At 59.9% G+C, this 24,644-nt stretch carries 23 protein-coding genes; 15 read left to right on the top strand and 8 right to left on the bottom strand.

Features of this window, described 5'->3' with window-relative positions; genetic code table 11:
* The first annotated feature begins 13 nt into the window (after positions 1-13).
* Both ACFQJC_RS17890 and ACFQJC_RS17885 read left to right on the top strand, forming a co-directional pair.
* Positions 14-661: a hypothetical protein gene (locus tag ACFQJC_RS17890; protein WP_390226035.1), complete on the top strand. Its 648-nt coding sequence runs from the start codon at positions 14-16 to the stop codon at positions 659-661.
* 93 nt (positions 662-754) lie between these two features.
* Positions 755-1,231, top strand: coding sequence for a DUF2062 domain-containing protein (locus ACFQJC_RS17885; RefSeq protein WP_390226033.1), 477 nt, complete (start codon positions 755-757; stop codon positions 1,229-1,231).
* Positions 1,232-1,315: 84 nt separating this feature from the next.
* Here the strand turns inward: ACFQJC_RS17885 and ACFQJC_RS17880 are convergent, their stop codons facing one another.
* Entirely contained in the window at positions 1,316-2,569 is a 1,254-nt protein-coding gene (locus tag ACFQJC_RS17880) for a tyrosine-type recombinase/integrase (RefSeq protein ID WP_390226031.1), read from the bottom strand.
* Between the two features lie 419 nt (positions 2,570-2,988).
* Positions 2,989-3,591 carry a rod-determining factor RdfA gene (gene rdfA / locus ACFQJC_RS17875; RefSeq protein ID WP_390226029.1) on the bottom strand — a complete coding sequence of 201 codons (603 nt, stop codon included), beginning with the start codon at positions 3,589-3,591 and terminating at the stop codon, positions 2,989-2,991.
* Between the two features lie 101 nt (positions 3,592-3,692).
* On the opposite strand from rdfA, the gene ACFQJC_RS17870 reads away from it, so the two are divergent.
* Positions 3,693-5,606, top strand: a complete 1,914-nt coding sequence (locus ACFQJC_RS17870) for an archaea-specific SMC-related protein (RefSeq protein ID WP_390226028.1) — start codon at positions 3,693-3,695, stop codon at positions 5,604-5,606.
* A gap of 95 nt (positions 5,607-5,701) precedes the next feature.
* Here the strand turns inward: ACFQJC_RS17870 and ACFQJC_RS17865 are convergent, their stop codons facing one another.
* On the bottom strand, positions 5,702-6,517 hold the full coding sequence (locus tag ACFQJC_RS17865) for an IclR family transcriptional regulator (protein WP_390226026.1): 816 nt from the start codon (positions 6,515-6,517) through the stop codon (positions 5,702-5,704).
* Positions 6,518-6,866: 349 nt separating this feature from the next.
* Positions 6,867-8,114, bottom strand: coding sequence for a Zn-dependent hydrolase (locus ACFQJC_RS17860; protein ID WP_390226024.1), 1,248 nt, complete (start codon positions 8,112-8,114; stop codon positions 6,867-6,869).
* Between the two features lie 285 nt (positions 8,115-8,399).
* Between ACFQJC_RS17860 and ACFQJC_RS17855 the strand changes: the two genes are divergently transcribed.
* The 4 genes from ACFQJC_RS17855 to ACFQJC_RS17840 are packed head-to-tail and all read left to right on the top strand — an operon-like array spanning position 8,400 to position 14,119.
* On the top strand, positions 8,400-10,088 hold the full coding sequence (locus tag ACFQJC_RS17855; protein WP_390226022.1) for an ABC transporter substrate-binding protein: 1,689 nt from the start codon (positions 8,400-8,402) through the stop codon (positions 10,086-10,088).
* Between the two features lie 16 nt (positions 10,089-10,104).
* On the top strand, positions 10,105-11,064 hold the full coding sequence (locus ACFQJC_RS17850; protein WP_390226020.1) for an ABC transporter permease: 960 nt from the start codon (positions 10,105-10,107) through the stop codon (positions 11,062-11,064).
* On the top strand, positions 11,064-11,993 hold the full coding sequence (locus tag ACFQJC_RS17845) for an ABC transporter permease (RefSeq protein ID WP_390226018.1): 930 nt from the start codon (positions 11,064-11,066) through the stop codon (positions 11,991-11,993). Before ACFQJC_RS17850 ends, ACFQJC_RS17845 begins: the two co-directional genes overlap by 1 nt.
* The gene (locus ACFQJC_RS17840; protein ID WP_390226016.1) at positions 11,990-14,119 is read left to right on the top strand and encodes a dipeptide ABC transporter ATP-binding protein; all 2,130 of its coding nucleotides are present in this window, start codon (positions 11,990-11,992) and stop codon (positions 14,117-14,119) included. The genes ACFQJC_RS17845 and ACFQJC_RS17840 overlap by 4 nt, the downstream gene beginning before the upstream one ends.
* A gap of 146 nt (positions 14,120-14,265) precedes the next feature.
* Here the strand turns inward: ACFQJC_RS17840 and ACFQJC_RS17835 are convergent, their stop codons facing one another.
* Positions 14,266-14,955 (bottom strand): DUF1028 domain-containing protein, encoded by a 690-nt coding sequence (locus ACFQJC_RS17835; RefSeq protein WP_390226014.1) that lies wholly within the window; start codon positions 14,953-14,955, stop codon positions 14,266-14,268.
* Positions 14,956-15,556: 601 nt separating this feature from the next.
* Between ACFQJC_RS17835 and ACFQJC_RS17830 the strand changes: the two genes are divergently transcribed.
* Positions 15,557-16,720: a glycoside hydrolase 5 family protein gene (locus ACFQJC_RS17830; protein ID WP_390226012.1), complete on the top strand. Its 1,164-nt coding sequence runs from the start codon at positions 15,557-15,559 to the stop codon at positions 16,718-16,720.
* A gap of 4 nt (positions 16,721-16,724) precedes the next feature.
* Complete coding sequence (locus ACFQJC_RS17825; protein ID WP_390226009.1) at positions 16,725-17,210, top strand: right-handed parallel beta-helix repeat-containing protein; 486 nt, start codon at positions 16,725-16,727, stop codon at positions 17,208-17,210.
* 11 nt (positions 17,211-17,221) lie between these two features.
* Here the strand turns inward: ACFQJC_RS17825 and ACFQJC_RS17820 are convergent, their stop codons facing one another.
* On the bottom strand, positions 17,222-17,791 hold the full coding sequence (locus tag ACFQJC_RS17820) for a SprT-like domain-containing protein (RefSeq protein ID WP_390226007.1): 570 nt from the start codon (positions 17,789-17,791) through the stop codon (positions 17,222-17,224).
* 328 nt (positions 17,792-18,119) lie between these two features.
* On the opposite strand from ACFQJC_RS17820, the gene ACFQJC_RS17815 reads away from it, so the two are divergent.
* From ACFQJC_RS17815 to ACFQJC_RS17810, 3 genes are all read left to right on the top strand, one after another.
* Positions 18,120-18,782, top strand: a complete 663-nt coding sequence (locus tag ACFQJC_RS17815; protein WP_390226006.1) for a helix-turn-helix domain-containing protein — start codon at positions 18,120-18,122, stop codon at positions 18,780-18,782.
* 84 nt (positions 18,783-18,866) lie between these two features.
* The gene (locus ACFQJC_RS18330) at positions 18,867-19,217 is read left to right on the top strand and encodes a DUF7344 domain-containing protein (RefSeq protein ID WP_465261530.1); all 351 of its coding nucleotides are present in this window, start codon (positions 18,867-18,869) and stop codon (positions 19,215-19,217) included.
* Positions 19,218-19,234: 17 nt separating this feature from the next.
* A complete protein-coding gene (locus ACFQJC_RS17810; RefSeq protein ID WP_390226004.1) occupies positions 19,235-19,534 on the top strand; it encodes a HalOD1 output domain-containing protein in 300 nt (99 codons plus the stop codon).
* A 3-nt stretch (positions 19,535-19,537) separates the two neighbouring features.
* Here the strand turns inward: ACFQJC_RS17810 and ACFQJC_RS17805 are convergent, their stop codons facing one another.
* A complete protein-coding gene (locus ACFQJC_RS17805; protein WP_390226002.1) occupies positions 19,538-20,095 on the bottom strand; it encodes a hypothetical protein in 558 nt (185 codons plus the stop codon).
* Positions 20,096-20,576: 481 nt separating this feature from the next.
* On the opposite strand from ACFQJC_RS17805, the gene ACFQJC_RS17800 reads away from it, so the two are divergent.
* The 3 genes from ACFQJC_RS17800 (at position 20,577) to ACFQJC_RS17790 (ending at position 22,873) form a co-directional block, all read left to right on the top strand.
* A complete protein-coding gene (locus tag ACFQJC_RS17800; protein WP_390226000.1) occupies positions 20,577-20,888 on the top strand; it encodes a winged helix-turn-helix domain-containing protein in 312 nt (103 codons plus the stop codon).
* Positions 20,889-21,100: 212 nt separating this feature from the next.
* Positions 21,101-22,108, top strand: coding sequence for a DUF1616 domain-containing protein (locus ACFQJC_RS17795; RefSeq protein ID WP_390225998.1), 1,008 nt, complete (start codon positions 21,101-21,103; stop codon positions 22,106-22,108).
* 180 nt (positions 22,109-22,288) lie between these two features.
* Positions 22,289-22,873, top strand: a complete 585-nt coding sequence (locus ACFQJC_RS17790; protein ID WP_390225997.1) for an NUDIX domain-containing protein — start codon at positions 22,289-22,291, stop codon at positions 22,871-22,873.
* Between the two features lie 76 nt (positions 22,874-22,949).
* On the opposite strand, the gene ACFQJC_RS17785 is transcribed toward ACFQJC_RS17790, so the two are convergent.
* A complete protein-coding gene (locus ACFQJC_RS17785; protein ID WP_390225995.1) occupies positions 22,950-24,578 on the bottom strand; it encodes an alkaline phosphatase family protein in 1,629 nt (542 codons plus the stop codon).
* Positions 24,579-24,644: the final 66 nt, after the last annotated feature.

The following is a 24,644-nucleotide window of genomic DNA, read 5'->3' as shown; positions in this document are numbered from 1 at the left end:
GTGAGATATAGCTATGTCCCCGACACGTCGCACGATGCTTCGCTCGCTCGGACTCGTCTCTCTGTCCGCGCTCGCAGGCTGTCTCGGCGGCAACGCCCAACCAGACGACGGACTCACGGACACTCCCGGTGATTCGACGATGACTGAAAATCCAGGCGGTACGCGACCGACAGGAACCGGTGGCCCAGGTATCTCACTCAGGGGCGTCGATGCCGCCCCCGACATCCCAATCGAACCCGCCGTCGAGGTGAGCGAGGATACGGCGACTGACGACCACCCGCCACAGATTCGCATCACGCTGACGAACACGAGTGACGCGGAGGTGCTCGTCGGCGAAGGCCGAGCTATCTTCTTCGAGTACGTCGCCGACGACACGCGAGAACTCATGTTCCTCCCTCCCAACCAAGAGTGGCCGGCCGAAGCCGGCTGTTGGCGACTGTCTGACGGCATCGCCGTCACCGAAGAGTATCGCATGGAGACGTTCGAACCCGGCGAGTCGAAGACGAAGTCGGTTGACCTCTACGGCGTGATGAACGAGGAAGACAGCTGTCTCCCGGTCGGCGAGTTCCGATTCGAGACGCAGATTGCCGTCCAAGGTGAGATGGGAAGTGACAGTGACGCCCAATCTGCGACGTGGGGTTTCTCCCTCGTTCTGGAATAGCTGACTGTCAGGCTATCTCGCCAACTAATCTGGACATTCCGTATTTCCGAGGCCGAAGAGTTGATAACGACTGATTCCCTCTCGTGGGCAAGCGTGTACGAGAGACTGTTCGCGGTTCGAGACCGCATCCGAACAGGAATAATCGCCGCGTTCGAAGCCCAGCACACGCCCCACGAGATTGCGCTGAGTTTCGCGTTCGGCGTGTTCGTGACGGTTCTTCCGACCGCCGGAACCGCGCTCGCACTGTTCGTATTGGTCTCGTACTACGTCGAGCGCGCGAGCAAACTCGCCCTCGGCGCGACGGTCGTTATCTTCAACCCGCCGGTCAAGTGGGCGCTCTACGGTGCGAGCTTTTGGCTCGGTTCGTTCCTCCTCGGGCCGGTCGGAACGGCACCGGTAGACCCGACACAGTTCACGCTCGACGCCGGTTACGACATCATCGTTCGACAACTCCTCGGCAACGCCATCTTCGCGGTCGGGCTTGCGGTACTCGGCTACGTGCTCGCCTACGCAGTCGCTCAGGTGTACTACCAGCGAGAGACGACGACCACCGCATTCGACTTCTCCTAGCGTTCGTACTGTGCGCTCGGTACCGACGTTCGATACCGGTTTCATACACCACTATGTCCGGAGTTATCGGCTCCGTCAGTGGATTTACTGCCCGGGATAGTGCGTTGCGAACTCCACGCCCTGCCGCTTCTCCTCGTCGAACACGTCGGCGAGTCGTGTCCGCATGGCTTCCCGTCGGAACTCACGTCGGCGAGTCTCCGAGAGGTAGTTGGACATGACGACGTCGGCACTCTTCGACCCTTGGTCGGCGGCGATGCCCTCTAACTGTGTGACCATCGTCTCGACGGCCGATTGGTAAGTCGTATACCAGAAGCGACGACAGAGTTTCGCCGTCGGCGTCTCGCCATCGACTCGAACGTCGGCGCGTTCGGCGAGGCGCTTGAATCGCCGGTTGACCGTCTCGCGCGCGATGTACCCCGTCTCGGACCGCCCGGAGGGGAATATCGCCCCCGTCCAGTCGTCGTTCGCGGCGAGCGTGTCGATTCGGTGGCGGACTGCCTCTGTCCCGTAGAGGAGCGCCACGGTACCCGGCCCGTTCTTTCGCTCGTCGAAGGCGATGTGCGGGTCGTCCTCGGTCAGGGTGAACTGCGACGCATCGAGCGTTGCGAGTTCGTTCGGTCGAAGCCCCCACCCCGCGAGTCCGAGCACGAGCAACCGCTCTTCGAGGGTTTCGGCTGCCTGGTACACGGCTCTGACCTGTTCGACGTTCATCGTTCGATTGTCGGGTTGGTCTTGTTCCCACCGGAACTGCTTGGCCGCGTTGGCGACCGGGTTGTACCGCGCGCGCCGGAAATCGACCAGATACTCGTAAAACGCGCGGACCGTTCGGAGGTACGCGAGTTTCGTTCCGTCGGATGCCAACTGGTCGTCGAACTCGTCGAGCACGCGCAGACAGCGGTCGATTTCGTCCGGTTCGGCGTCTCTGTCGTCCAGGTGGGCCAGCAGATTCGCCTCGCCGTGGAGTCGCCGGTAGAGGCGCGCGAACCGCGCGAGGTGCGTTCGACGGGTCGGGAGCGTCGTCGCCGCGAGACCACGCCGCGAGTCGAGCATCTCGAGGTACGATTCGAAGGCGTCGATAGTGCGCTCGTTTTCGATTCTCCACTCGTACCCGTTCGACTTCCCATCGTCGAGCCCGACGATATCCGTGAAAAACTCCTTCGGCGTCACGTCGTGTTTCTCGCGCAGGGCGTACGCGATACCCGACCATCCCTGTTCGGTCAACCACGCGTAGGTCGGAACGTCGCTCGTGGGGTCCATCCCCGCTCTGTCCATCTCCGGCGCGATGGACTCCCAGTAGAACGATTCGAGTTCGTCGAGCGACTTCCGCGACCAGTTCATTCGTGGCTCTCCCGGAGGTGTGTCCGTCCTCGACGACTGCGCGATACCATCGTCTCAGTTCACCGTTCGTTGGAGACAAAGTATTTTCTCTCGAGACGGCCCCATCCTCTCGCTTCGGACCCGAGTTCTGCTGACTGCAACGGACCCATCAGCTACCATTCGAGGGGAGGTAGAATTTCAATAAAAACACAATACTATCTCTGGTGTGTTCATAATATGTGGTCGAGCTGCTGGTCGAAACACAGTATACAATGTTCACAAATTGTAGAATGTCTTCCGTTGGTGCACGTATGGTGCCTCTGGGCGTTCGCCAACATTCACCGCGAGCCGACTATTTGGGTCATTGTTGTTAACCGGGGTAGTCGTTCTTTGTACTCTCCTCCGGAAATCTTCAACTGTGATGCACTATTGGAACGCGCTCACGCGGTGTCGGCGCAGGCGCACGACCCCTGTTCGATGAGTTCGTCGAATCCGTACTGACGGCCACACTCGGTACAGAGCACCTGGATATCGACGAGTACGTCGGGGGTGCCGATTTCGAGTTTCTCGCGGTGTTCCAGCGAATCGAGTGCGCTTTCGGTGACGGCGACGAGTCGGCCGCGAAGTCGCTGTACGCGTTCTGTGGGGTCGCTCTGTCGCCGTTCTTTCGACGCCCCTCGGTACGAGGTCAGGTAGGTATGAATCGCCTGGTGGGAGACGAAGTTCTTCTGGAGTTGTTCGACGTCGAGCCCCGCGCGCTCTAATCGACCACGGGCGCGGGTTCGCTCGGCACCGGTCGCATCGTCACCCGTCAGGGCGTCGTACAGCGATTCGACTTCGCCGTCCAAGAGGTCGAGACCGGCGTCGTCGGTCGCGTGCTGCAGCAGTTCGAGGTTGAATGCTCGCGCGAGCGTTCGAAGGCTGTCCGCGTCTTCGTCCGCGGTCCACCGTGCTTCGAGTTCGTCTCCGAATCCGTTGAATTCATACGTCTCTATGAGCCGGCCCACTTTGGAGTTCGTGGGGTCCGGACGCTCAGTTGCCATTACGGAGTACAGCTACTCCGACAAAATAAACGTATCCATTACACCTGTACCTTTGTAATCTAATACGAAGTGTTATCTGTAATCACTTTGTAGGTAGCCCAATGACCTTGACCAAAAGCGCTTCAGAGGTCTCCGTTGAGGCGCAGAATATCGGCGGTATCGAACACGCATCTGTCGCGTTCGAACCAGGCATCACGATTCTCGTCGGCCGAAACGCCACCAACCGAACGTCGTTCTTACAGGCGCTCATGGCGGCACTCGGCAGCGACCGAGCATCGCTGAAGGCCGACGCCGACGAGGGGAGTGTCACCCTCTCCGTCAACGACGAAACCTACACGCGAACGCTTCGCCGTGAAGGGTCGAACGTCGTCACCGACGGCGCGCCGTATCTCGACGACCCGACGCTTCCAGACCTCTTCGCGTTCCTCTTGGAGTCCAACGAAGTCCGCCGCGCGGTCGAACGCGGTGACGACCTTCGGGAACTCATCATGCGGCCGGTCGATACGACGGCCATCGAGTCGAAAATCACCCAACTCGAAGCAGAGCGACGGTCTGTCAGCCAGCGTCTCAAAGAGGCGGACAACATCGAACAATCGATTCATTCGCTCGAACAGCGCGAGGCCGAACTCGAAGCGAAAATCGAAGACGCCAGAGAGCAGTGCGAGGAACTCGAAGCGAAAATCGAGGCCGAAGAAGCGGCCGAGTCGCGCAGCGGTGACGAACTCTTCGAGCGACTGAGCGACCTGCGTTCGTCGCTCGAAAACGTCCGGTTCCGCCTCGAAACCGAGCGGCAGAGTCTCGAAGCGCTCACCGACGACGAATCCGACATCCGCGAGGCACTCGACGAACTCCCCGACGAGAGCCACGATTCGCCCGAAGACCTCGAATCGGAACTCTCGAAGCGCCGCGAGCGAGTTCGACAGATCGAATCGCAGATGAACGAACTTCAAAACATCATCCGCGTCAACGAGTCCATGCTCTCGGGGACGAACCGAGACATCGCAAACGTCCTCCGCGGCGAAGAAGAACGAGACGTGACGAAGGGACTCCTCGAAGACGAGCAAATCGTCTGTTGGACGTGTGGGTCCGAAGTCGATGCCGACACCATCGAAGCGACCATCGACAATCTCCAGTCCTACCGCGCGGACCTCGCCTCGGAGCGACGAAACGCCAGACAGGCCATCGACGACCTCGCGGACCGCCTCGACACCATCGAATCGCGGCAGGGTCGCCGGCGCCAACTCAACACCCGTCTCGAACAGACGATTGCCGAACGCGAGGAGACGACAGAGCGCATCGACGACCTCGAAGCGCGACAGGAGGAACTCCACGAGGAGATTGCGGCCGCCGAAGAAGAAGTCGAAGACGTGGACGACGAACGCGACGAGTTGGTCGAACTCCACTCGCAGGCCAACCGCGCCGAACTCGAACGCGACCGCCTCGAAACCGAGCGCGAACGCGTCCGCGAACGACTCGACGAAGCCCGGATGCGCAAGGACGAACTCGCGGAGTTGCGCGCGCGCCGCGAGGAAATCGACGACGAGATACAGGAGCTTCGCGGCCGCATCGACCGCATCGAAGCGAACGCGGTCGAAGCCTTCAACGACCACATGGAGCGCGTGCTCGACATCCTCGACTACGGCAACGTCGAACGCGTCTGGATCGAACGCATCCAGCGCGAATCCCGCGGGCGTTCGGACGACACCCGCGAGTTCGTGCTCCACATCGTCCGCGAGACGGAGACGGGAACGGTGTACGAGGACACCATCGACCACCTGAGCGAGAGTGAGCGCGAGGTCATCGGACTGGTGTTCGCCCTCGCGGGCTACCTCGTCCACGACGTGGCCGACCAACTCCCGTTCCTCTTGCTCGACTCGCTCGAAGCAATCGACTCACAGCGCATCTCTGCGCTCGTCGAGTACATCCACGAACACGCCGAGTTCGTGGTCGTCGCACTCCTCCCCGAAGACGCGGCGGCACTCGACGACGAACACGCGCGAGTCACCGAAATCTAAGGTCACACCCGACCGACCTTCTTCGACTCCTGCCGTTCTCCGTGTGAGAACTGTCGTCGAATCGGACGCGAACGGCGAGTCGGTTCGAAAAGAGATTAGCTGAACGTCGGGAACTCGTCGTCGGACTCTTCCATGTTGACGTTGACCTCGATGACGTTCGCCGTGTTGACGACGCTCTCGATGATGCGCTCGTGGTAGTCCGGTTGCTTCATCCGACGGACCGGTCCCGAGACGCTAATCGACCCGAGCACCCGCCCGTGGCGGTTGGTGACGGGCGCGCCGATTGCCTGGAGGCCCGTAATCTCCTCCTCGTCGTTGAGCGAGTAGCCGCGGTCACGAATCGTCTCTAACTCCTCGAAGAGGTGTTCGCGGTCGGTGATGGTTCGGTCTGTCTTCGCCGGGAGGCCGTACTGGTCCACGATCCAGTTCACGCGCTCGCGGGGGAGGTGCGCGAGAATCGCCTTCCCCGTCGCCGAGAAGTGGAGATAATCGGCCTGCTGAAGCTTGTTCACCTGGTAGTCTGCACCGACCGCTTTCTCGCCGCGAACTTTGTAGAGGTTGATGCCCAACCCGTGCTGTTCGGTAGCGAGGTGGGCGTACTCGCCGGTCTTCGCGGCGAGTTCTTCCAATTCTGATTTACCGATTCGGTAGAGGATGTTCTGATATCGAACGTACTCGCCGACGAGCAAGAACTGCAGCGAGAGGCGGTAGGTGTCCTCTTCTTTCACCACGAACCGCTCGCTTCTGAGCGTGCTGAGGTAGTTGTAGACGACGCTCTTCGAGAGGTCGAGGTGGGTGGCTAACTCTGTCACGCGCGCGCCGTCTAACTCTTCGAGCGCACGGATGACATCGAACGCACGAGACACCGTCTTCAGCGTCCGCGGCGAGCCGGTCGTGGGTTCGTCTGCCATAGGATACATCCCGGATGCATCCTCATAGGTGTTTGTATTTCACGAACTAATGGAAATAGTGAATCTGCCTTTTACTGGACAACTGGCCAATTTGCACGAAATAGTTCATCATCGAACAGTGTGAATTCTTGGCACGTGGGTTCTCCACAGTACTATTTCGAAGGATTCGGTTCTGTGTTCACATATGGTGTACGATGTCTGACCTGCGTCGGACTCTCCACGCCGGACTCTCCACGTCGGACTCTCCGCGTCGGGTCGGTTCGCGCGCTGTCGCCACCAGTCGCTCTCGATGGTGGAGTAACGAGAGAAAACAGCCAGCTACCGGTCGATTCTCCGTGTGAGGGTCGAACTACTCGGTCGCCAACGACGCGATTGCTCCCGCGAGGACTCGCGTCGCTTCGGCACAGTCGTCCCAGTCGGTCCATTCGAGCGGGTTGTGCGAGATGCCGTCTCTGGACGGCGCGAACAGGAGGGCGGCGTCGGTCACTTCGGCGATGTGCATCGTGTCGTGGCCGGCCCCGGAGTGTAGGTCGAGTGTGTCCAGTCCGGCGTCCTCGCCTGCTTCGTGCAGCGCGGCTCGGCAGCGCTCGCTCATCTCGATAGGCTGGCGGTTCCACGGGTGTTCCAGCGAGGTTTCGACGGGTCGTTCGTCCTCGATTTCGGCGAGACTCGCTCGCGCCTCGTCGATGATGTACTCGATAGAGTCGTAGTCCACGTCGCGCACGTCGATGGTCAGCGACACCGTACCGGGAATGACGTTCGGCGCGTTCGGCGAGACTTCGAGTTTGCCGACGGTTCCGACGGCCGTCTCCGAGACGGCACCGCGCTCGTTCGTCGCCCGCTCCACGTCGAGGATGAACTCGCTGGCCGCGGTGAGCGCGTCCGAGCGCTCGTCCATGAGCGTCGAACCGGCGTGATTCGCTTCGCCCGTGATTTCGACGTTGCAGCGCGAGAGACCGACGATACTGGTGACGACGCCGGCAGGGACGTTCGCGTCTTCGAGGCGTTCGGACTGCTCGATGTGGAGTTCTATCCACGAGTCCCAGCGCGAGGCGTCCAGTTGTGCCTCGCCTCGATAGCCGATATCGGCGAGGGCGTCGCCGAGCGGGATGCCGTCTTCGTCCTCGATTTGGAGGGCCTCCTCGACGCTCATCTCCCCGACGGCGACGGCAGAACCGATGAGTCCGCCGCCGAATCGCTGGCCCTCCTCTTCGGTGAAGTTGACGACTTCGACGGGGCGGACGGGTTCGACGCCCGCGTCCTGCATCGCTCGAACGCTCTCCAAGGCGGCGTAGACGCCGAGTGGTCCGTCGAAGATGCCACCTTCGGGGACCGAATCGAGGTGGCTCCCGGTGGCGACGGAGGCGGCGTCGGGGTCGGCGCTCTCGGGGACCCATCGCCCGACGATGTTGCCGACTTCGTCGATGGTGATTTCGAGACCCGCGTCTCTGAGTCGCTCACAGAAGAACTCCCGCGCTCGTCGGTCTGGTTCGCTCCCGGTCAGGACCGTCCGCCCGCGACCTTCCTCGGTCGGGACGGCACCGAACTCCGCATTCGACTCGATGTCACTACGGAGTCGCTGCTGGTTGATGTGCATGGTGCTTACTGCCGGGTTTCGTGACTCTCACTATTTTATTGTTTGGAATTAACACACACGACTGACATAATTGGAACATCACCGATTCTACCGTGCGTCGGTGTCTCACGTGATTTCGTTCTAAATTGCGATACTGTTCGCATCGACAATTTATCTATGAACAGTTCTCGATGCGTTCGTGATACAGATTTCCAGCGACGGGACGTGATACTGAGTAGATATGTATGTGAAGATATCCCACATAACCACAATTTTTATCACAACGTAATGGATTTGAGCGAATGTATGCAAGGTAATGGCAAGGGAACCGACTCTCCCGACAGCTCTGCTGACGAGTCACGTCGCGGCCGTCTCGGACGCCGCACGTTCCTCGGTGCCGCCGCGACGACCGGCGCTGCTGCGTTAGCCGGTTGTACTGGTGGCTCCGACGGCGGAAACGAAGGCGGCGACTCCGGAGGCGACTCCGGCGGTGATTCTGGTGGCGACTCCGGCGACACTGAAACCGAAGAAACGACCGAGGCGATGGGCAAGCAAGGCGGCACGCTCCAGTGGGGCGGCGCAGTTCCCGTGCAGGGACTCGACCCCCACCTCGACACCTCCGCGGCGTCGAAGCGCGTCCTCGAAAACATCTACGAAGAGGTCGTCGCGCTGCAAGACGACTACTCCATCAAGCCGCACCTCGCGGAGTCGATGGAGCAGTCCGACGACAACACGGTCCTGACGTTCAACCTCCGTCAGGGTGTCACGTTCCACAACGGCAAGGAGATGACCTCCGAAGACGTGCTTGCGACGTACGAGCGCGTCCAGAACGGTGACTACCTCGCCACTGGCTTCTTCGAGTTCGTCGAAGAACTCCGCGCACCCGACGAGTACACCTTCGAAATCGAGCTGACCGAACCGTTCGCACCGTTCCTCGCCAAGATGGCGACGGCCGAACTCTCGGTCATGCCCGCCGAGAACGCCGAGAAGGACATCGTCGAAGAGCCAATCGGTACCGGCCCGTACAAGTTCGAGAGCCGCGAAATCGAGACCTCGTTCACGATGACGCGCAACGAGGACTACTGGGGTGCCTCCGACGAGGACGGTCCCTTCATCGACACTATCGTCAAGAGCGAGATTCCGGACCCGAGCGTCCGTCTCCAGTCGTTCCTCGCCGGCGAGTACGACTTCATCAACGGCATCGCACCGAAAGACGTCTCCCGTGTCGAACAGGCACCGGACGTCCGCTTCGAGTCGCAGTTCCCCAAGTCGCTCGTCTACCTCGGACTGAACTGTGACGTCGAACCGTTCGACAACAAGGACGCCCGTCTCGCCCTCGACTTCGCAATCGACAAAGAGCAAGTCGCCGAGGCGGCGCTGTACGGAACCGGCCAGACCACGGCCTCCCCGGCAGCGCCCGGCAGTCCGTGGGTCAACCCGGACATCGAGCCTCGCCCGCGCGACCTCGACAAGGCACAAGAACACCTCGACGCCGCCGGCATGTCCGACGGCTACACGGCGACGTTCAAGATTCCGCAGTCCTACCCGACGCAGGTGCAGGCCGCGGAGGTCATCTCCGACATGGCATCCGACGTCGGCATCAACCTCGAAATCCAGCAGATCACGTGGAGTACGTGGCTCTCGGACGTCTACTCGAAGCGTGACTTCCAGGCGACGACGAGCTCCTACCTCGCGCTCTGGTACCCCGACGTGTCGTTCTACAAGTTCCTGCACCCCGACGGTGCGTTCTTCTTCACCAACTGGACCAACGACGAGTACAACTCGCTCGTCGAGGAAGCACGTACCATCTACGACGAAGACGAGCGTGCGGACCTCTACCACCAAGCGACCGAGATTCTGCACGAAGAGCGCGCGGGCCACCTGTTCCTGTGGTGGCAACCGAGCCTCTACGGTGCCACCTCGCAGTACAAGGGCGACATCGGTGCCCCGGATGGCTCGACGCTCCAATTCAGCGACAACTGGCTCGACCGCTAACTTCCGATAGCCAACCATGTCGATGTACAACTACATTGCACGTCGCGTCGGCTTCATGGTGGTGACGCTGTTTTTCATCACGCTCATCGCCTTCGCAGTCACCAATATCCTTCCCGGTGACGTCGCGCTCCTCATCTTGGGGCCGAACGCGACAGAGCAGTCGCTCGAAGCGCTCCAAACCCAACTGGGACTCAATCGCCCGTTGTACGTTCAGTACATCGACTGGGTCATCGGCCTGTTGCAAGGAAATATGGGTGAGTCGTTGCGGTTCGGCGAACCGGTCGTATCGCTCATCGCAGAGCGTCTGCCCCGTTCGCTCATGCTTGCGGTCGCCGCGACGCTCATCGCAGTCGTCCTCTCGGTCCCACTCGGCGTCTACGCCGCTATCAACCAGAACGAGGCACCCGACGTGAGCGCCTCGATGTTCGCGTTCGTCGGTATCTCGATGCCCATCTTCCTGTGGGGACTGGTGTTCATCTTGGTGTTCGCCGTCTGGTTGAATCTCTTCCCGACTGGGGGATACGTCGCCCCCAGCGAGGACTTAGTGGGGTCGCTACAACGACTCGCACTGCCCGCGGGCGCGATGGGATTCGCCCTCACTGCCTACATCATGCGGATGACTCGGTCGTCCATGCTGGAGGTCCTGAACGAAGAGTACATCAAACTCGCACGCGCGAAGGGAATGAGCCAGCGCGTCATCGTGCTCCGGCACGCACTGAAGAACGCAATTATCCCCGTCATTACCGTCATCGCGTTCCAGTTCAGTTACGCCTTCGGCGGCGTCGTCGTGCTCGAAGAGGTGTTCTTCTGGCCCGGTATCGGCCGGTTGACGCTGACGGCGATTCAGAGCCGCGACATCCCGCTCATTCAGGGATGTATCATCGTAATCGCACTCATCTACATGTTCTCGAACTTCGCTGCAGACCTGCTGTACGCCTACTTCGACCCCCGTATCCGCTACGGAGGTGACGACTGATGGCGACAGAACAGGAGACGAAACAGCCGCTCATCTCGCAGTCCCAACGCGAGCGTATCGCCCGGTTCGTCCGGAAGTTCCGTAACAACACCAAGGCGATGATCGGACTCACCATCGTCGTGGCGCTCGTGTTCGTCGCGATTTTCTCGCGGCCCATCGTCATCGAGGGATTCACCATCCAGCCGTTCTCCCTCGCACCGTATCCGGTCGCGGAGACGAACATCCCGGCGCGGACGCAACCGCCGTCGCTCGCGCACCCGTTCGGCACCGACGACCTCGGCCGCGACATCTTCAGTCGCGTCATCGCGGGGAGTCGCATCTCCCTGTACGTCGGGTTCGGTTCGATTACGGGTGCACTCCTCGTCGGCGCGGTTATCGGCGTCGTCGCGGGATACGCCGGCGGCTTGACCGACGAACTCCTCATGCGCGTCATGGACGCGGCGATGGCGTTCCCACCGGTGTTGCTGGCACTGACCCTTCTCGTCGTGCTCGGCCCCGAGTTGACCAACGTCATCATCGCGCTCGCGTTCGTCTATACGCCCTATATCGCGCGCGTCTCGCGCAGTGCGGCGTTAGCCGAGCGCAACGAAGCGTACGTCGAAGCCGCGATTGCCCGCGGTGAAAACGACTCGCGCATCGTCTTCAGCGAGGTGTTCCCGAACTGTCTGGCACCGATGCTCGTCCAAGGCTCGCTGAACGTCTCGTTCGCCATCCTCGCGGAGGCGAGTCTGTCGTTCCTCGGCCTCGGCGCACAACCGCCGAGACCCTCGTGGGGGCTGATGATTAACACCGGTCGCGGCTTTATGGAGACCGCACCGTGGATGCTCATCTTCCCCGCGCTGGCGATCGGTATCGCCGTCGTCGGGTTCAACATGCTCGGTGACGGCCTGCGTGACGTCCTCGACCCCAAGGTGGAGGCGATAGAATGAGTACGAACACGACCACGGTCGAATCGAACGGCGAGAGCGGTGCGCTCCTCCAAGTGCGCAACCTCAAGACCGAGTTCCGCACGGAAGCCGGGAGCGTCGTCGCCTCGAACGAAGTGTCGTTCTCGCTGGACCGCGGCGAGACGATGGGTCTCGTCGGCGAGTCCGGGGCGGGCAAATCAGTCACCGCGCGGTCTATCATGCGTCTCATCGACTCGCCGGGTCGGATTTCCGGCGGGCAAATCGTCTTCGACGGCGAGGACCTCATGCAGAAGTCGGAAGCCGAGATGCGCGACATCCGCGGCAACCGCATTGCGATGATTCCGCAGGACCCGATGTCGTCGCTCAACCCGGTGATGACCGTCGGCGAGCAAATCATCGAGACGATTCGCCGTCACCAGGACGTGACGAAAGCAGAGGCACGAACGCTCGCCATCGAATCGATGGACGAAGTCGGCATCCCGGACGCCGCCGAACGAATCGACGACTACCCGCACGAGTTCTCCGGCGGGATGCGTCAGCGCGTCCTCGTCGCAATCGGCTTCTCGTGCGAACCCGACCTCATCATCGCCGACGAGCCGACCACCGCGCTCGACGTGACGACGCAGGCGAAGATTCTCGACCTGCTCAACGAGATGCAAGAGCGCGAGGGGACGGCCGTGCTGATGATTACGCACAACCTCGGCGTCGTCGCCCAGACGTGTGACCACGTCGGGGTGATGTACGCCGGGAACCTCGTCGAGACGGCCGAACTCCACGACCTGTTCGACCGCCCGCGACACCCGTACACCCGCGCGCTCATCGACTCCATCCCGGAAGTCGGCACCGAGTACGACGAACTGCCGACGCTCGACGGCGCGATGCCCGACCTGTTGGACCTCCCGTCGGGGTGTAACTTCGCCCCGCGGTGTCCGCACGCGACCGAAGCGTGTCGCACGGGCGGCAACCCGGCGCTCGAATCCGTCGGCGGCGACTCCTCGCGCGCGGCGTGTATCCACGCCGAGGAGTTAGACCTCTCCGAAAGTACCGTCGGCAAGAGCAGTGGCGGCCGCAACGAAATCGACCGGAGCGGCGACCCGCTCTTCGAGGTCAACAACCTGAAGAAGTACTTCAGCGCGGGCGAGGGCATCTTCGGAAACATCCGTTTCTCGCGCGAGGGTGGCGGACTCCCGTCTATCGAACGTCGCTACGTCAAGGCAGTTGACGACGTGAGCTTCGACGTCTACCCCGGTGAAACCGTCGGTCTCGTCGGCGAATCCGGCTGTGGGAAGTCCACCGTCGCGCGGACGGCGCTTCGACTCCTCGAACCCACGGAGGGCGAGGTGTACTTCGAAGGTCAACCGCTCCACGAACTCGGCTCTTCGGAGGTTCGCAGTCTGCGCCGCGAGATGCAGATGATCTTCCAAGACCCGTCGAGTTCGCTCAACCCGCGGAAGACGGTCGGCCAAATCGTCGGCCGCGCGATGGAGAAACACGACATCGCGTCGGGCGAAGAGAAGCGTCGCCGGGTGCGCGACCTGCTCGAACGCGTCGGTCTCTCCGGCCAAGCGGCGAGCAAGTACCCGCACGAGTTCTCCGGCGGACAGCAACAGCGCGTCGCCATCGCGCACGCGCTGGCCGTCGAGCCGAAACTCATCATCTGCGACGAACCCGTCTCGGCACTCGACGTGAGTGTCCAAGCCCAGATTCTCAACCTGCTCAACGAGATTCAGACCCAAGAGAACATCTCGTTCCTCTTCATCTCGCACAACATCGGCGTCATCCGGCACATCTGCGACCGCGTGGCCGTGATGTACCTCGGCAAAATCGTCGAGTTCGGGAGCATCGACCAGGTGTTCTCCGCGCCGTTCCACCCCTACACGGAGAGTCTTCTCTCTGCGGTTCCGCACGCGAATCCGAATCGCAAGACTGACCGGATTCTCCTCGAAGGGAGCGTTCCCAGTCCCATCAACCCGCCGTCTGGCTGTCCGTTCCAGACGCGGTGTCCGAAGAAAATCGGCGAGGAGTGCGAGACGAAGGTCCCACAACTCGAAGCGATGGGCGAGGATGGACACGCCATCTCGTGTCACCTCTCGGAGAGCGAGATGAGCGAGCGCGAATCGTTCATCGCGCCGTCGGCGTCCGACTGAGACGATTCTCCAGACTGAGGCACTCCTCTCTTCTCTCCTCCCCACACCCCTCCTCTCTTCTCTCCACTGCCGAACGGCGAGCCGCCGCACAGCGTGCTCTCGAATGTGTCGCCGCTGCGTAGCGCTGGGAAAAAATCCGCCCGTCGTCAGTACTTCACACCGAAGTCGAGAATCTCCTCGGGGTAGTCGCCGAACAGGTCGTCCGTCTCGGCACGGATTCGGTCTTTCGCACGCCGGGCCTCGGTGAGCAAGTCCCGAAGGTCCGAAACGGGCGTCTCCGAGAGGTCAACGCGGAGGTTGTGGTACATCTCGGGTGTCGGTGCGTGGACGAGAATCGCGGCGCTCATCTCTCCTCGGTCGTCGCCGCCGGCGTCTTCGCCCGCTTCGAGCGCCGAGACGAGTCGTTCTGCCATGTCGCCCGTAGTCGATTCGTACGCCTCGGCGGTCGCATCTACCACTGCTTTACCGGCGAGCATGTTCCCCGCGACGGTGTAGTGTTCGCCCGTCCGGTGGCCCGCCCACTCGACACACTCGTCGCCGGTGAAGGCGAACGAACTGTCGGTGCCGACACCGTGGACCTGTCGATAGGCGGCGTGTTCGTCGGCGTCGAGAAGGGATTCGAAGGCGTCGTCGATTCGTTCTCCTGCGTCGGCACGGCTGACTGCCTCCCGACCGTGCTCGGTCTTGGTGTACGATTGGGTGACCGCTGCGGCCTCGCTGCTCACGTAGGGACATGTCGCCCCGACCGAGACGGTCCCTGTCGTCACCGCCGCGCCGAAGGTGCTCGTCTCTGGGTCGTATGCCGCTATCGAGAACGTTCCGGGAATGTGTCGCATGGCTCGTTACGTAGTCTCTCGGGTGACTGTGTGTTAAACACGCACGTCTCGGTCTGAATGTGGATTTCAGACCTATAGTATTGTACGAAATGACATCTACAATCTCTTTGGAATACATTTTATTCTTAAACAAATATTGTTGGATTATCTATCGAACTCTCGAAGTTCTCATCGGTGGTGGGATATTAGAGACGGACTTGTCCGCAAATCTCCGAGGATGGTAGTAATTACATATCACATAGTTGTATTTCAATTGCCAATTTCTGAATATATTGTGAATATTTTGCACTACTTATGCGGCTTTCGTCGAACCGGTTCGCCCCCCACGAGGAACTCATCGGCCGTCAGAAACCTTGAGTAATCACAAAAATAGGATTGCATCGAATACATTCAAAACTGTTGTTAGAAATATTTTGAACTTCGAGAATGTGAACAAACATTTTTGATTTTCGTCAACCACTAGTGTGATTGTGATGTCAGGTATCTCCCCCACTCTCTCCAGTTGTATATCACGTCCCTCCACCACGCGAGTCGAATTCAGTGAGTTCGAGATTCACGAGGGTGCACCGGTGGTAGACTGGCGGTTCTCCACTTCGAGGCCATGAGTAACGAGTTGACCCGCAGACGACTGTTGCAGATTGGTGCTGTGGGGAGCGTCGTCGGTGCCGCCGGGTGGAGTACACGATACGGCGAGAGGATGGACACTGAGTTGCAGACACAGCGGTCGCAATTCTCCGTTCCCGATGCTTCGCTGACCAGCCAAACCGACCCGGTTGACGTCCGGGGGGCGATATACATCCCCCCGAGGGCGTTCAACTTCTATCAGATGTGGCGCTACTACGACCCGTCGGTCATCGAGCGAGACCTGACCTACGCCACGCAGGTGAACCTGAACGCCATCCGGACGTGGCTGTGTTACGAACAGTGGGAGCGCGACCCGGACGGTCACGAACGGGCGTTCGACCACTTCCTCGATACCGCCGAAGAACGGGACCTGTCGGTTCTCATCGGTATCTTCGACGGAATCGGGGCGAACCCCACGACCGACCGACTCTTGGACACCGACCCGAAGACCTCGGTCGGACTCAGTTCCCCCTCAAGAGAGATTCTCAGCGACCCCACTAGATGGGACGAACCTCGGGCGTTCGTCGAGTGGTTCATGGAGAACTACCGCGACGACGACCGACTGCTCGGCATCGAAGTGATGAACGAACCGGGATGGTCTGCGAACAAACTCGCGTTCTCCGAGTCGATGTTCGAGACGCTCGTGGACAATCGCGGGAGCGTGCCGCTCACCGTCGGTTCGACGAGTCTCGTGAACAACGCGGAGTACGCCCGCTGGGGCAGCGAGATATTCCAGTTCCACTATAACTTCGTCAGCGACCAGGCGACGTTCCAAGAGATGCTCGAACGGGTCGCAATCTCCCGGGCCGCCCTCGACACGCCGATTTGGATTACTGAGTGGCAGCGCGCCCGTAAGGGACAGGGGTTCACGGCCGAACCGGAACCGGACGAGAGAGGTCCCGATTATGCGAGTCTCGCGCCGCTCATCCACGATGCAGGACTAGGGAACTTCTTCTGGTCACTGATGGTCAAACCGGCGTGGGTCCAACCACAGCGCAAGAATGGGGTTATCAACGGCCTGTTCCACGAGGATGGAAGCGTCTGGAGTCTCGACGACGCGCTAGCGATTCAGGCGATGTCGGGCGAAACGTCGCTCGACGTTCAAGAACGTCAAGAGGTACCCGACTGGATGGCGGTGTGATGTGATGAACGAGATAGAACTCTACGGGAAGACGACGATTACGGAACCGGGAACGTACACGTTGGGACAGGACATTCCCTACGGTGGCGGAACACATCTCTCTGAGGCGTGTTTCAGTATCGAAGCGAACGACGTCGTCTTCGACGGTGGTGGCTTGACTATCGGCGGAAACGGGGTGAGCGACACGTCTGCTATCGTCGCTACGGACGTACAGAACGTCGTCATCAAGAACGTCACGCTCGCTCGATGGGACTACGGGATTCGGTTCGAGAACGTCGTTGGCGGGCAGATTCGTGACGCCGAGGTGACCGGAAACGGCTACGGACTCGTCTTCCACGACTCGTATCTGTGTATCATCAGAGACTCCCACGTCTCCGAGAACCTCCTCGGCGTCGTCTTCGATTCCTTCAGCGACGTGGCCCTCTTGGACACGACTGTCGAGTCGAACAGCGGCCGTGACACGTTCCGAATTCCGACTGAATTGCTGTGACGTACCTTCCCCTACGGTTCGAGACACCGGAGTGGCGCTTCACAGCACCCAGACCGGTACGCGTCTGCGTGCCGGACGAGTTTACAGTCGCGGTACCGATGAGCGACGTTCTCTCCACAGTCCGTACAGGTGAGGACGTACTTCGGGTCCGAAAACCGACGCACTCTGACGGGCGCATCGACTTGGTCCGCACGTTCTTTGAACGCTGTCCCGTGGTTCGTCGAGCCGAACGTCTGGAACTGCTCGACGTGAACGAGTTCGTGGCGTAACGTCGCTGCCCACTCTTCGTATTCGAACGACTGGGCGGCGCGCCACGACAGCGACATCGTACACGACGGCGGCCCGTCGCCGTTCCACGTTCGCGGGGTCCCGACCTCGGCGTCCGAGAACGAGGGAGACTTCACCGCCGCCGCGCGGCGCTTTGCCCGGGTGGAGACTTCCCACTCGACTGCGTCGAGCGACACGTCGAAGTCGTAGTTGTCGATTGCGCTTCTCGCATACGCTTTCGACCACCGAACGAGCGACGTGTGTGTCTCGATGGCTTCGAACTCGTTCGGTGACGCCGCCTTCCCGCGTTCCATTGCAGTGCTCGGGGATTTTTGACCCGAGGGCTTGGGTGTTACGCTGTTCCCACTGTCGATTTCCCCCGCTCGCTGCGAGTGGGGTTCGTGCTGAGTCTGTCGTGAGCGATGGCTAGCCCACTCTAGTTGAAAATTTGTCAATTTTACTAATGTCGTTGTCTCCCATAGACAACGAGCTTTAGCAGAATTCAGTGCTACGGTGCGCCGATTTGAATATATCGCATGTCGCTATATTCAATTTTCTCTGACTGTCTCCATCTCCGGTCGGTACGGGTCCACTCCTCTCACCGCCAGCGTAGTTCATATCTTCTGCGGACGTACCCCTCTCGTGACCGTCATCGCTGAATTTACAATCCGCTCAGATGAGTTCATCCTCGGCCAAGTGCTCGCCCGGCAGCCGGGAGTACACATCGAGATGGAGCGTATCGTCCCCGCATCTGGGCAGGTCATGCCGTACCTGTGGGTTCGAGGGCCGGATTTTGCTGCGTTCGAGGAGGCAGTTCGCGGAAGCGAATACGTCCGGGAAATCATGACCCTCGATGTCGTCGGCGAGAGCGCACTCTATCGCGTTGACTGGGACGAGGACATTCGAAGTCTGCTGTACGGGATGGCAGAGACAAACGCGACGATTTTGGAGGCGCGTGGAAACGACGATTGGTACTTCCGGATTCGGTTCGACGGCCACACGGACCTGACGGCGTTCAACAAATTCTGCGCGGAGCACGACATCACGTTCAAACTGAAGCGAGTGTACACCCTCACCGAGGAGCAACACGGCGAGTACATCTTCGACCTCACCGACGCACAGCGGAAGGCACTCGTCACCGCGGTCACCGATGGCTATTTCGAGGTTCCGCGTGGGACGAACCTCGGCGAAATCGGACAGAAACTCGGTATCTCCGAGCAATCTGCGTCTGAGAACATCCGCCGAGGTGCCAATAGCGTGCTCACCAAACTACTCCTCGCGGCGTCGATCGACGAGGTCCAATAACCACCCGAGGAATGTGTACCACTTTTGAACCGCCTGAAATATCAAGCGTATCCTAAATACAACGGTACTCCGTAGGCACGTGGTATGAGTGGTGAGAAGAGTAAGTTGTGGGAGGTGGTATACCAGGCGTTGGCCAGCTCCCATCGGCGCAGCGCCCTCCGTTACCTCAGAACCGACCCGACTTCTGCGACCTTCGACGGCGTCATCGAACACCTCGTAGACGACGGTCAGGTATCGTCTTCGCCTGACGAAGTTGCCCGTGTTCGGACGAAGATGTATCACGTCCACCTTCCGAAACTATGCGAAGCAGAACTCGCCGAGTGGGACGGCAATTCCACAGTCAGACCGTCTTCGTTGCTTCGACAACTTCCGCCTGAACTGCTATCGCCACAGCTCAAACCCCACGCAGAAAACCCCCAAGGTGCTGACGACTAGAACACGCTCCTCGACTGATGAAGATTGAGCGGAAGAGTAGCCACGAAGTATTCTCACCCGCTAGCTACGACGACCCAGACGGCGTTGCGTACAGAGTCGTCGCCTGCGTCGCCGAACTCACAGACGTTTCTCCGATGGACCTACCACCGCTCACGGATTCGGTGGACCCCGACGCACTCGCTGGGGTGGTCGAATCGACGAGTGAGGGGAACTGTTCTATCGTCTTTCCGTTTGCCGGTGCGCAGGTGAACGTCGTCGGAAACGGCGATGTGTACGCCTTCATACCCCAGTTTTCCGGCCCCGGTTCGAAGAACTGAGGGTCACCAAAACCGTTCTGTCTCTGCTTCCCATTCGACTTGTTGAAAGTTCTCTTCTAACATCCGGAACTGGTGAGCACGTCCGTTCGTGAGGAACGCCTCGCGCCCATACGGGAGAATCACCCGCACGCGGTCGAGTGTCGCCGCTGCCAACGTGTCGAGTGAACACGTGCCCGTGTTCTCGATACCCAATCGCTCGGACTCGTCGTCGATTGCCTCTTCGGAGTAGTGGTTCGACACACGGACGTGGTCGTCGCCGACCGCTTCGAAGTGGAGGAACCCTTGGTTTCCTGCGTGCATCGTTATCGCCGTCTCCCCCGCGTATAGACGCTTCAGTACACCGAGTGTCCTCTTGAGGAACGAGACCTCGGACTCGTCGAAGAAGTAGGCGACGTCTCCCGAAGGGTTCTGTCCGGGAATCCACGTCTCCCCGATTCGCAGTGCGACACCGCACTTTGGGTCGAAGTCGTCGCCTCTCTCTTCGGGGTGCCACGGAGACCCGCCGTTGTGTCGAAAGTCGAATTCGACCTCGTCGGGTTCCGTCATCCCATCGCTACTCATCTTAGTCGCTGTAATCGGTCAGTGTAACATACCGATTTTCCCGTCACACTGTTCTTCCTGTACGTCAGAAGTACGTGACTAACGTAGAAACCAGATGGTAGCGATTAGTTTTCCAATTGTTCGTGAGAGTCGGCGGAGACAGCACGAATAGTTTGGTACGCTGTGGCACGAGAAATTCCGAGTTTCGGCTATCCGTGTCTATCAACTGTTCGTGCATGAAACTTCTTTCTGCCTCACGCATCACGCCGATGTCTCTCGGTTCCCTATCTCAACCTCGCAAGATAACTGGTAATTTTGCCAACTGGACCATCGAAAAGTACCTGTTAACGTTCGTATCTTTGTGCTGTTTCGATGTCGAAAATAACAGGTGACCATATGGTATGTATTTGCAGTGAACTCACAGGAACTCCCGAATGTCTGGATATCCTAAATAAATTACCACCAAAGACTTTATGTAATTAAGTGCCTGTTAATCAGGTGAATGGCTAGCAAGCAAGAGAACGAGGCTGGTACGAACGAGGAAATCAACTGGAATGTCATTAGTTACGTCATCAGTTCGCACTACCGCCTCGCAGTCTTAGAACGATTGTCTGAAGGACCCGCGACGCCGACGCGCATCGCATCGGACACCGAACAGCACGTCGCACACATCTCGCGTGCGCTCCAGCGACTGCGCGAGCGCGACCAAGTAGACCTCTTGGTCCCCGAAGACCGGACGAAAGGTCGCGTGTACGGTCTGACCGACGAAGGAGAGCGGTCGTGGAAAATCATCGACGAAGAGGAACTACTGTAACCGAGAACTGGATTTCTACCGCCTCACTCTTCTCTCCACTCCGGGAGGTTTTTCACTACGTTTCGGTGAGCGAACAGCCACCGATTCTGAAAAATCTCTATTGCTGAATTGTCCACCGAGAGGCGTTCTATGTCACGTTATGAGCTGTCTAATGGTTGGAATATGCCAGTCAGCCGATGAACAACAATATACCCTCTTCAACATTAGAGGGTATGGTGGAATTACCGAACAAAGAGCGCAATCGCCTGTTGCGCGTCCTCGGATACTCCGCAGTAGACGTTTCCGTTGGACTCTTCCTTCTGGTCGGTGCTTCCCTGTCGTTACTGTATTTCAGTTCGTGGAGTCTTCGAGCAGTCTTTGGACTTCCTGTCCTCCTGTTCCTCCCAGGGTACACCCTCCTCCTCGTCTTGTTCCCGCACGACCACTCGACGAGTGTCTCGACGGTCTCCGACGCAGGTGTTCGTCCAGCGATGACGAACATTAGCCTCGGCGAACGACTGTCCCTGTCGTTCGGAATGAGCCTCGCCTTGATTCCGATTCTCGGTCTCGTTCTCCTCCAATTCGGTCAGTCACTCGGGACGATGGTGTTGGTCGGGATTCTTCTCGTCCTCATCGCTGTCGGTCTGCTGTTCGGCGAATACCGTCGCCAGCAACTTCCCGAGTCCGAGCGCTATTCGCTGCCAGTCGCTCGCTGGCTCACCGGCGTCACTGCGGCGTTCACCGCCGAAGACACCGCTACCCGCGGTGTCAACATCGCCCTCGCGCTCGCCATTATCCTTGCGATGAGTACGCTCGGATACGCACTGGTCGTCCCCAACACCGCCGAGCAGTATTCGTCGATGTCGTTGCTCACGCAAGGCGAGAACGGTGAATTCGTCGCGTCCGACTACCCATCGACGTTGACGACCGGCACGACGGACGACATCTTCGTCTCCGTTACGAACAACGAAGGTGCGGCAACAAGTTACACGCTCGTCGTCGAACTCCAGCGCATCGATACGACGTCTGGCGAACCGAGAGTAATCGAGACTCAAGAACTCACCCGCACCACACAGTCCGTCGCGGCGGGCGAGACGTGGACGGCGAACCCGTCTATCCAGCCCGAACTGACCGGCACTGACATGCGACTCGTCTACCTCCTCTACAAGGGCGATGCCCCCGAATCCCCGGATATGGACAACGCGTACCGCTCGACCTACGTTTGGGTCTCCGTTCAGTAGTCGGTGAGCGTCTCACTCGGTCTGTTCGGCTTTCGACCTCCTCTCTTGTCTCCTACATTAGTACTCGTCCGTCGCACTCGACATCCGTGAGTATCGGCGATGGAATTATTTGTCAGATGGATGTATTCTCTGCCGATCGTTGCGACGTGTGGCGTCGTACGTGGCACATCGAGAACTCAGATGACGACCGACTGGCCCACCGTTCGTGAACGCATCGCCGACCGGACAGCACGCGTCCTGTCCGACCTCAACGAGCGGTGGGGACCGACTCGAACTATCGACTCGTTCGACTTCGGACCAAAGCCGTACTACCCGGACGAACCGCCTCGGTCGGTGGACGGACAACTGACACGCATCGCGGGCATCGCGTCCGTCGTCCTCTTCTATACCTCGTCACACGAGCAGACGGTGCTCGTCTACAACTACGGTGGCTTCTGGGAACCGCCCGGTGGTGTCACCGAGAAGTCGCAGACACCGGAGGAAGCTGCCCGCGCCGAGGCACGAGAAGAGACGGGACTCGAAATCGAACTGACCGGTCTCCTCTACGCTGGCACGTTCGAGTTCCACTACGCCAACGGTGCGAGCGTCCCGCTGCCAGTCGCGCAGTTCGTCGGTCATCGGGTCGATGGGACGCTCACCGTCGAGCGCGAACGTATCGACCACCCGGGGGCGACCAGAGCGACCGGTCTCTTCGATACTGATGTCTTTCCAGAACAGTGCCGCGACGGCGACGAGATACGGCGACTACTCGCCGAGAGCGAGTGAACACTGAGCGGCAGAACGCGAGAAAAAGAGCGAAAGGAGCGAAGAGAGCGAAAAGACGGAAAAGAGCGCGGTTCGACTATTCGAGGTAGCCGAGGTTCGCAAGGCGTTCTTCGACCATGTCGTCATCCGTCTCCTCGACGGCACCGGCTTCGAGAGTCGGGTACGCCTTCGACCCGGGTGAGGTGACGATTGGAAGCGCGCGTCCGTCCATGCGTTCGTCGCTCTCGATACCGAAGGTGGCGAGGACCGTCGGTGCGACGTCGAAGATGTGTGCGCCTTCGAGACCGGCGCTGGCGTCGATTGCCTCGCCCTTCGCTCCGATGACACCGAACAGCTTGTGATTCCACGGTTCGCTCGGGGTACCGAACACCTGTCCCGGCATCATCGCAGAGAGGAACTGGTCGAACTCGCGCGGAACGGTGACGATATCGACCGACGTGTCGGCCTCTGGGCCGAAGTAGTACTGTTCACGCGGAGCGACCTCGTCGAACACCGGTTTTCCGTCGGGTCCCTTCGCGCTCTCGAGGAGTTCGATAAGCTCGCTTCGGACCACGTCGTACTCCGAGACGGGGACGATGCCGTGTGGTTCGCGGCCTTCGAGGTTGATTCTGATGCCGATTTCGGTGCGCGAGCGCATGAACGCCATCGACCGCTCGAAGTCCACCTGTCGAGTTCCGGCGCTGATGAGGTCGGTATCGATGTGTTTGGCGACGACTTCGTCGAGACCGACGCGCTTGAGTACCGCACCGATGCGCTGACTCGTCAACCCGACGCGGGCCATGAGTTGAATCAGTCTCGCAGCAGCACCGAGTTCGACGCTCTGGGCTTCGACGCCTTCCTTTAGTTTCGAGTCGCGGACGGTGGCCCACGTGGGCATACCCTGCCCGCCGTTGACCGTCTTGACGTAGCCGTGTTCGTGGAGGAACTCGTTGACGCGGAACTCGTAGCCGTTCATCTCGCCCATCCCGTGGTCGCTGACGACGATGACGTTCGATGGCTGGTAGGCGTCGATAATCGCCGCGAGTTGGGCATCCACTTCCGCGTAGATGTCACGGACGGTGTCGAGGTCGCCGGGGCGTTCGTGGAAGACGGTGTCCGTCTGTTGGAACTGGATGAACCCGAACTCGGGTTGGAATCTATCGACTAAGTAGCGGAACGCCTCGCCGCGCATCCGGATGAGTTCGCAGTAGCGGTCGCTCGCTTTCGCGTCCGTGGGCTTTGGGTCGCGGGCGTAGATGCGGTAGTCACCGATGGCCTCGCGCACGTCGTCGAGGATTCCAGCGGGGTAGCACGGGGGGTTCTCCGGCGACGTGTAGCCGGGGATGAGTGCGCCGTCGAACTCCCGACAGGGGTGTGTGACGGGCGTGTTGACGACGACGCTCGTGTGACCGTGATAGCTGAGGAGTTCCCACAGCGTGCGTTCACGGATGTGGCTACCGTTCACGACGGACCAGTCGTAGCCATCGAACGAGAGAAAGTCGAAGATGCCGTGTTTCCCGGGGTTCATGCCGGTGTAAATCGAGGGCCAGGCGCTCGCGGTCCACGGCGGCATCTGGGATTCGAGCGGCCCGTGGGAACCCTGGTCGAACAGTGACGCCAAGGTTGGGACCGCTCCTTCTTCGAAGAGGGGTTCTAAAACCGGGAGACACGCTGCGTCTAATCCTACTAACAACGTGTTCATCTCTCCCGAGCGAGTGTCGGTCATACTGAAACCATGGCGAGTTCGGCGTTTTGTTATAGAGTGGCTTGCGCCCGGCAACTCCTTACTAAA

The sequence above is a fragment of the Haloferax namakaokahaiae genome, assembly GCF_042663225.1.
In the GTDB taxonomy this organism is placed as follows: domain Archaea; phylum Halobacteriota; class Halobacteria; order Halobacteriales; family Haloferacaceae; genus Haloferax; species Haloferax namakaokahaiae.
This window is presented reverse-complemented; position numbering and strand designations above follow the sequence as displayed.

Excerpts from the sequence above, each read along its gene's own strand:
- ACFQJC_RS17890 (WP_390226035.1), top strand. The coding sequence starts at position 14 with ATGTCCCCGACACGTCGCACGATGCTTCGCTCGCTCGGACTCGTCTCT.
- ACFQJC_RS17880 (WP_390226031.1), bottom strand. The coding sequence starts at position 2,569 with ATGAACTGGTCGCGGAAGTCGCTCGACGAACTCGAATCGTTCTACTGG.
- rdfA (WP_390226029.1), bottom strand. The coding sequence starts at position 3,591 with ATGGCAACTGAGCGTCCGGACCCCACGAACTCCAAAGTGGGCCGGCTC.
- ACFQJC_RS17870 (WP_390226028.1), top strand. The coding sequence starts at position 3,693 with ATGACCTTGACCAAAAGCGCTTCAGAGGTCTCCGTTGAGGCGCAGAAT.
- ACFQJC_RS17865 (WP_390226026.1), bottom strand. The coding sequence starts at position 6,517 with ATGGCAGACGAACCCACGACCGGCTCGCCGCGGACGCTGAAGACGGTG.
- ACFQJC_RS17860 (WP_390226024.1), bottom strand. The coding sequence starts at position 8,114 with ATGCACATCAACCAGCAGCGACTCCGTAGTGACATCGAGTCGAATGCG.
- ACFQJC_RS17855 (WP_390226022.1), top strand. The coding sequence starts at position 8,400 with ATGCAAGGTAATGGCAAGGGAACCGACTCTCCCGACAGCTCTGCTGAC.
- ACFQJC_RS17850 (WP_390226020.1), top strand. The coding sequence starts at position 10,105 with ATGTCGATGTACAACTACATTGCACGTCGCGTCGGCTTCATGGTGGTG.
- ACFQJC_RS17845 (WP_390226018.1), top strand. The coding sequence starts at position 11,064 with ATGGCGACAGAACAGGAGACGAAACAGCCGCTCATCTCGCAGTCCCAA.
- ACFQJC_RS17840 (WP_390226016.1), top strand. The coding sequence starts at position 11,990 with ATGAGTACGAACACGACCACGGTCGAATCGAACGGCGAGAGCGGTGCG.
- ACFQJC_RS17835 (WP_390226014.1), bottom strand. The coding sequence starts at position 14,955 with ATGCGACACATTCCCGGAACGTTCTCGATAGCGGCATACGACCCAGAG.
- ACFQJC_RS17830 (WP_390226012.1), top strand. The coding sequence starts at position 15,557 with ATGAGTAACGAGTTGACCCGCAGACGACTGTTGCAGATTGGTGCTGTG.
- ACFQJC_RS17825 (WP_390226009.1), top strand. The coding sequence starts at position 16,725 with ATGAACGAGATAGAACTCTACGGGAAGACGACGATTACGGAACCGGGA.
- ACFQJC_RS17820 (WP_390226007.1), bottom strand. The coding sequence starts at position 17,791 with ATGGAACGCGGGAAGGCGGCGTCACCGAACGAGTTCGAAGCCATCGAG.
- ACFQJC_RS18330 (WP_465261530.1), top strand. The coding sequence starts at position 18,867 with ATGAGTGGTGAGAAGAGTAAGTTGTGGGAGGTGGTATACCAGGCGTTG.
- ACFQJC_RS17810 (WP_390226004.1), top strand. The coding sequence starts at position 19,235 with ATGAAGATTGAGCGGAAGAGTAGCCACGAAGTATTCTCACCCGCTAGC.
- ACFQJC_RS17805 (WP_390226002.1), bottom strand. The coding sequence starts at position 20,095 with ATGAGTAGCGATGGGATGACGGAACCCGACGAGGTCGAATTCGACTTT.
- ACFQJC_RS17800 (WP_390226000.1), top strand. The coding sequence starts at position 20,577 with ATGGCTAGCAAGCAAGAGAACGAGGCTGGTACGAACGAGGAAATCAAC.
- ACFQJC_RS17795 (WP_390225998.1), top strand. The coding sequence starts at position 21,101 with ATGGTGGAATTACCGAACAAAGAGCGCAATCGCCTGTTGCGCGTCCTC.
- ACFQJC_RS17790 (WP_390225997.1), top strand. The coding sequence starts at position 22,289 with ATGACGACCGACTGGCCCACCGTTCGTGAACGCATCGCCGACCGGACA.
- ACFQJC_RS17785 (WP_390225995.1), bottom strand. The coding sequence starts at position 24,578 with ATGACCGACACTCGCTCGGGAGAGATGAACACGTTGTTAGTAGGATTA.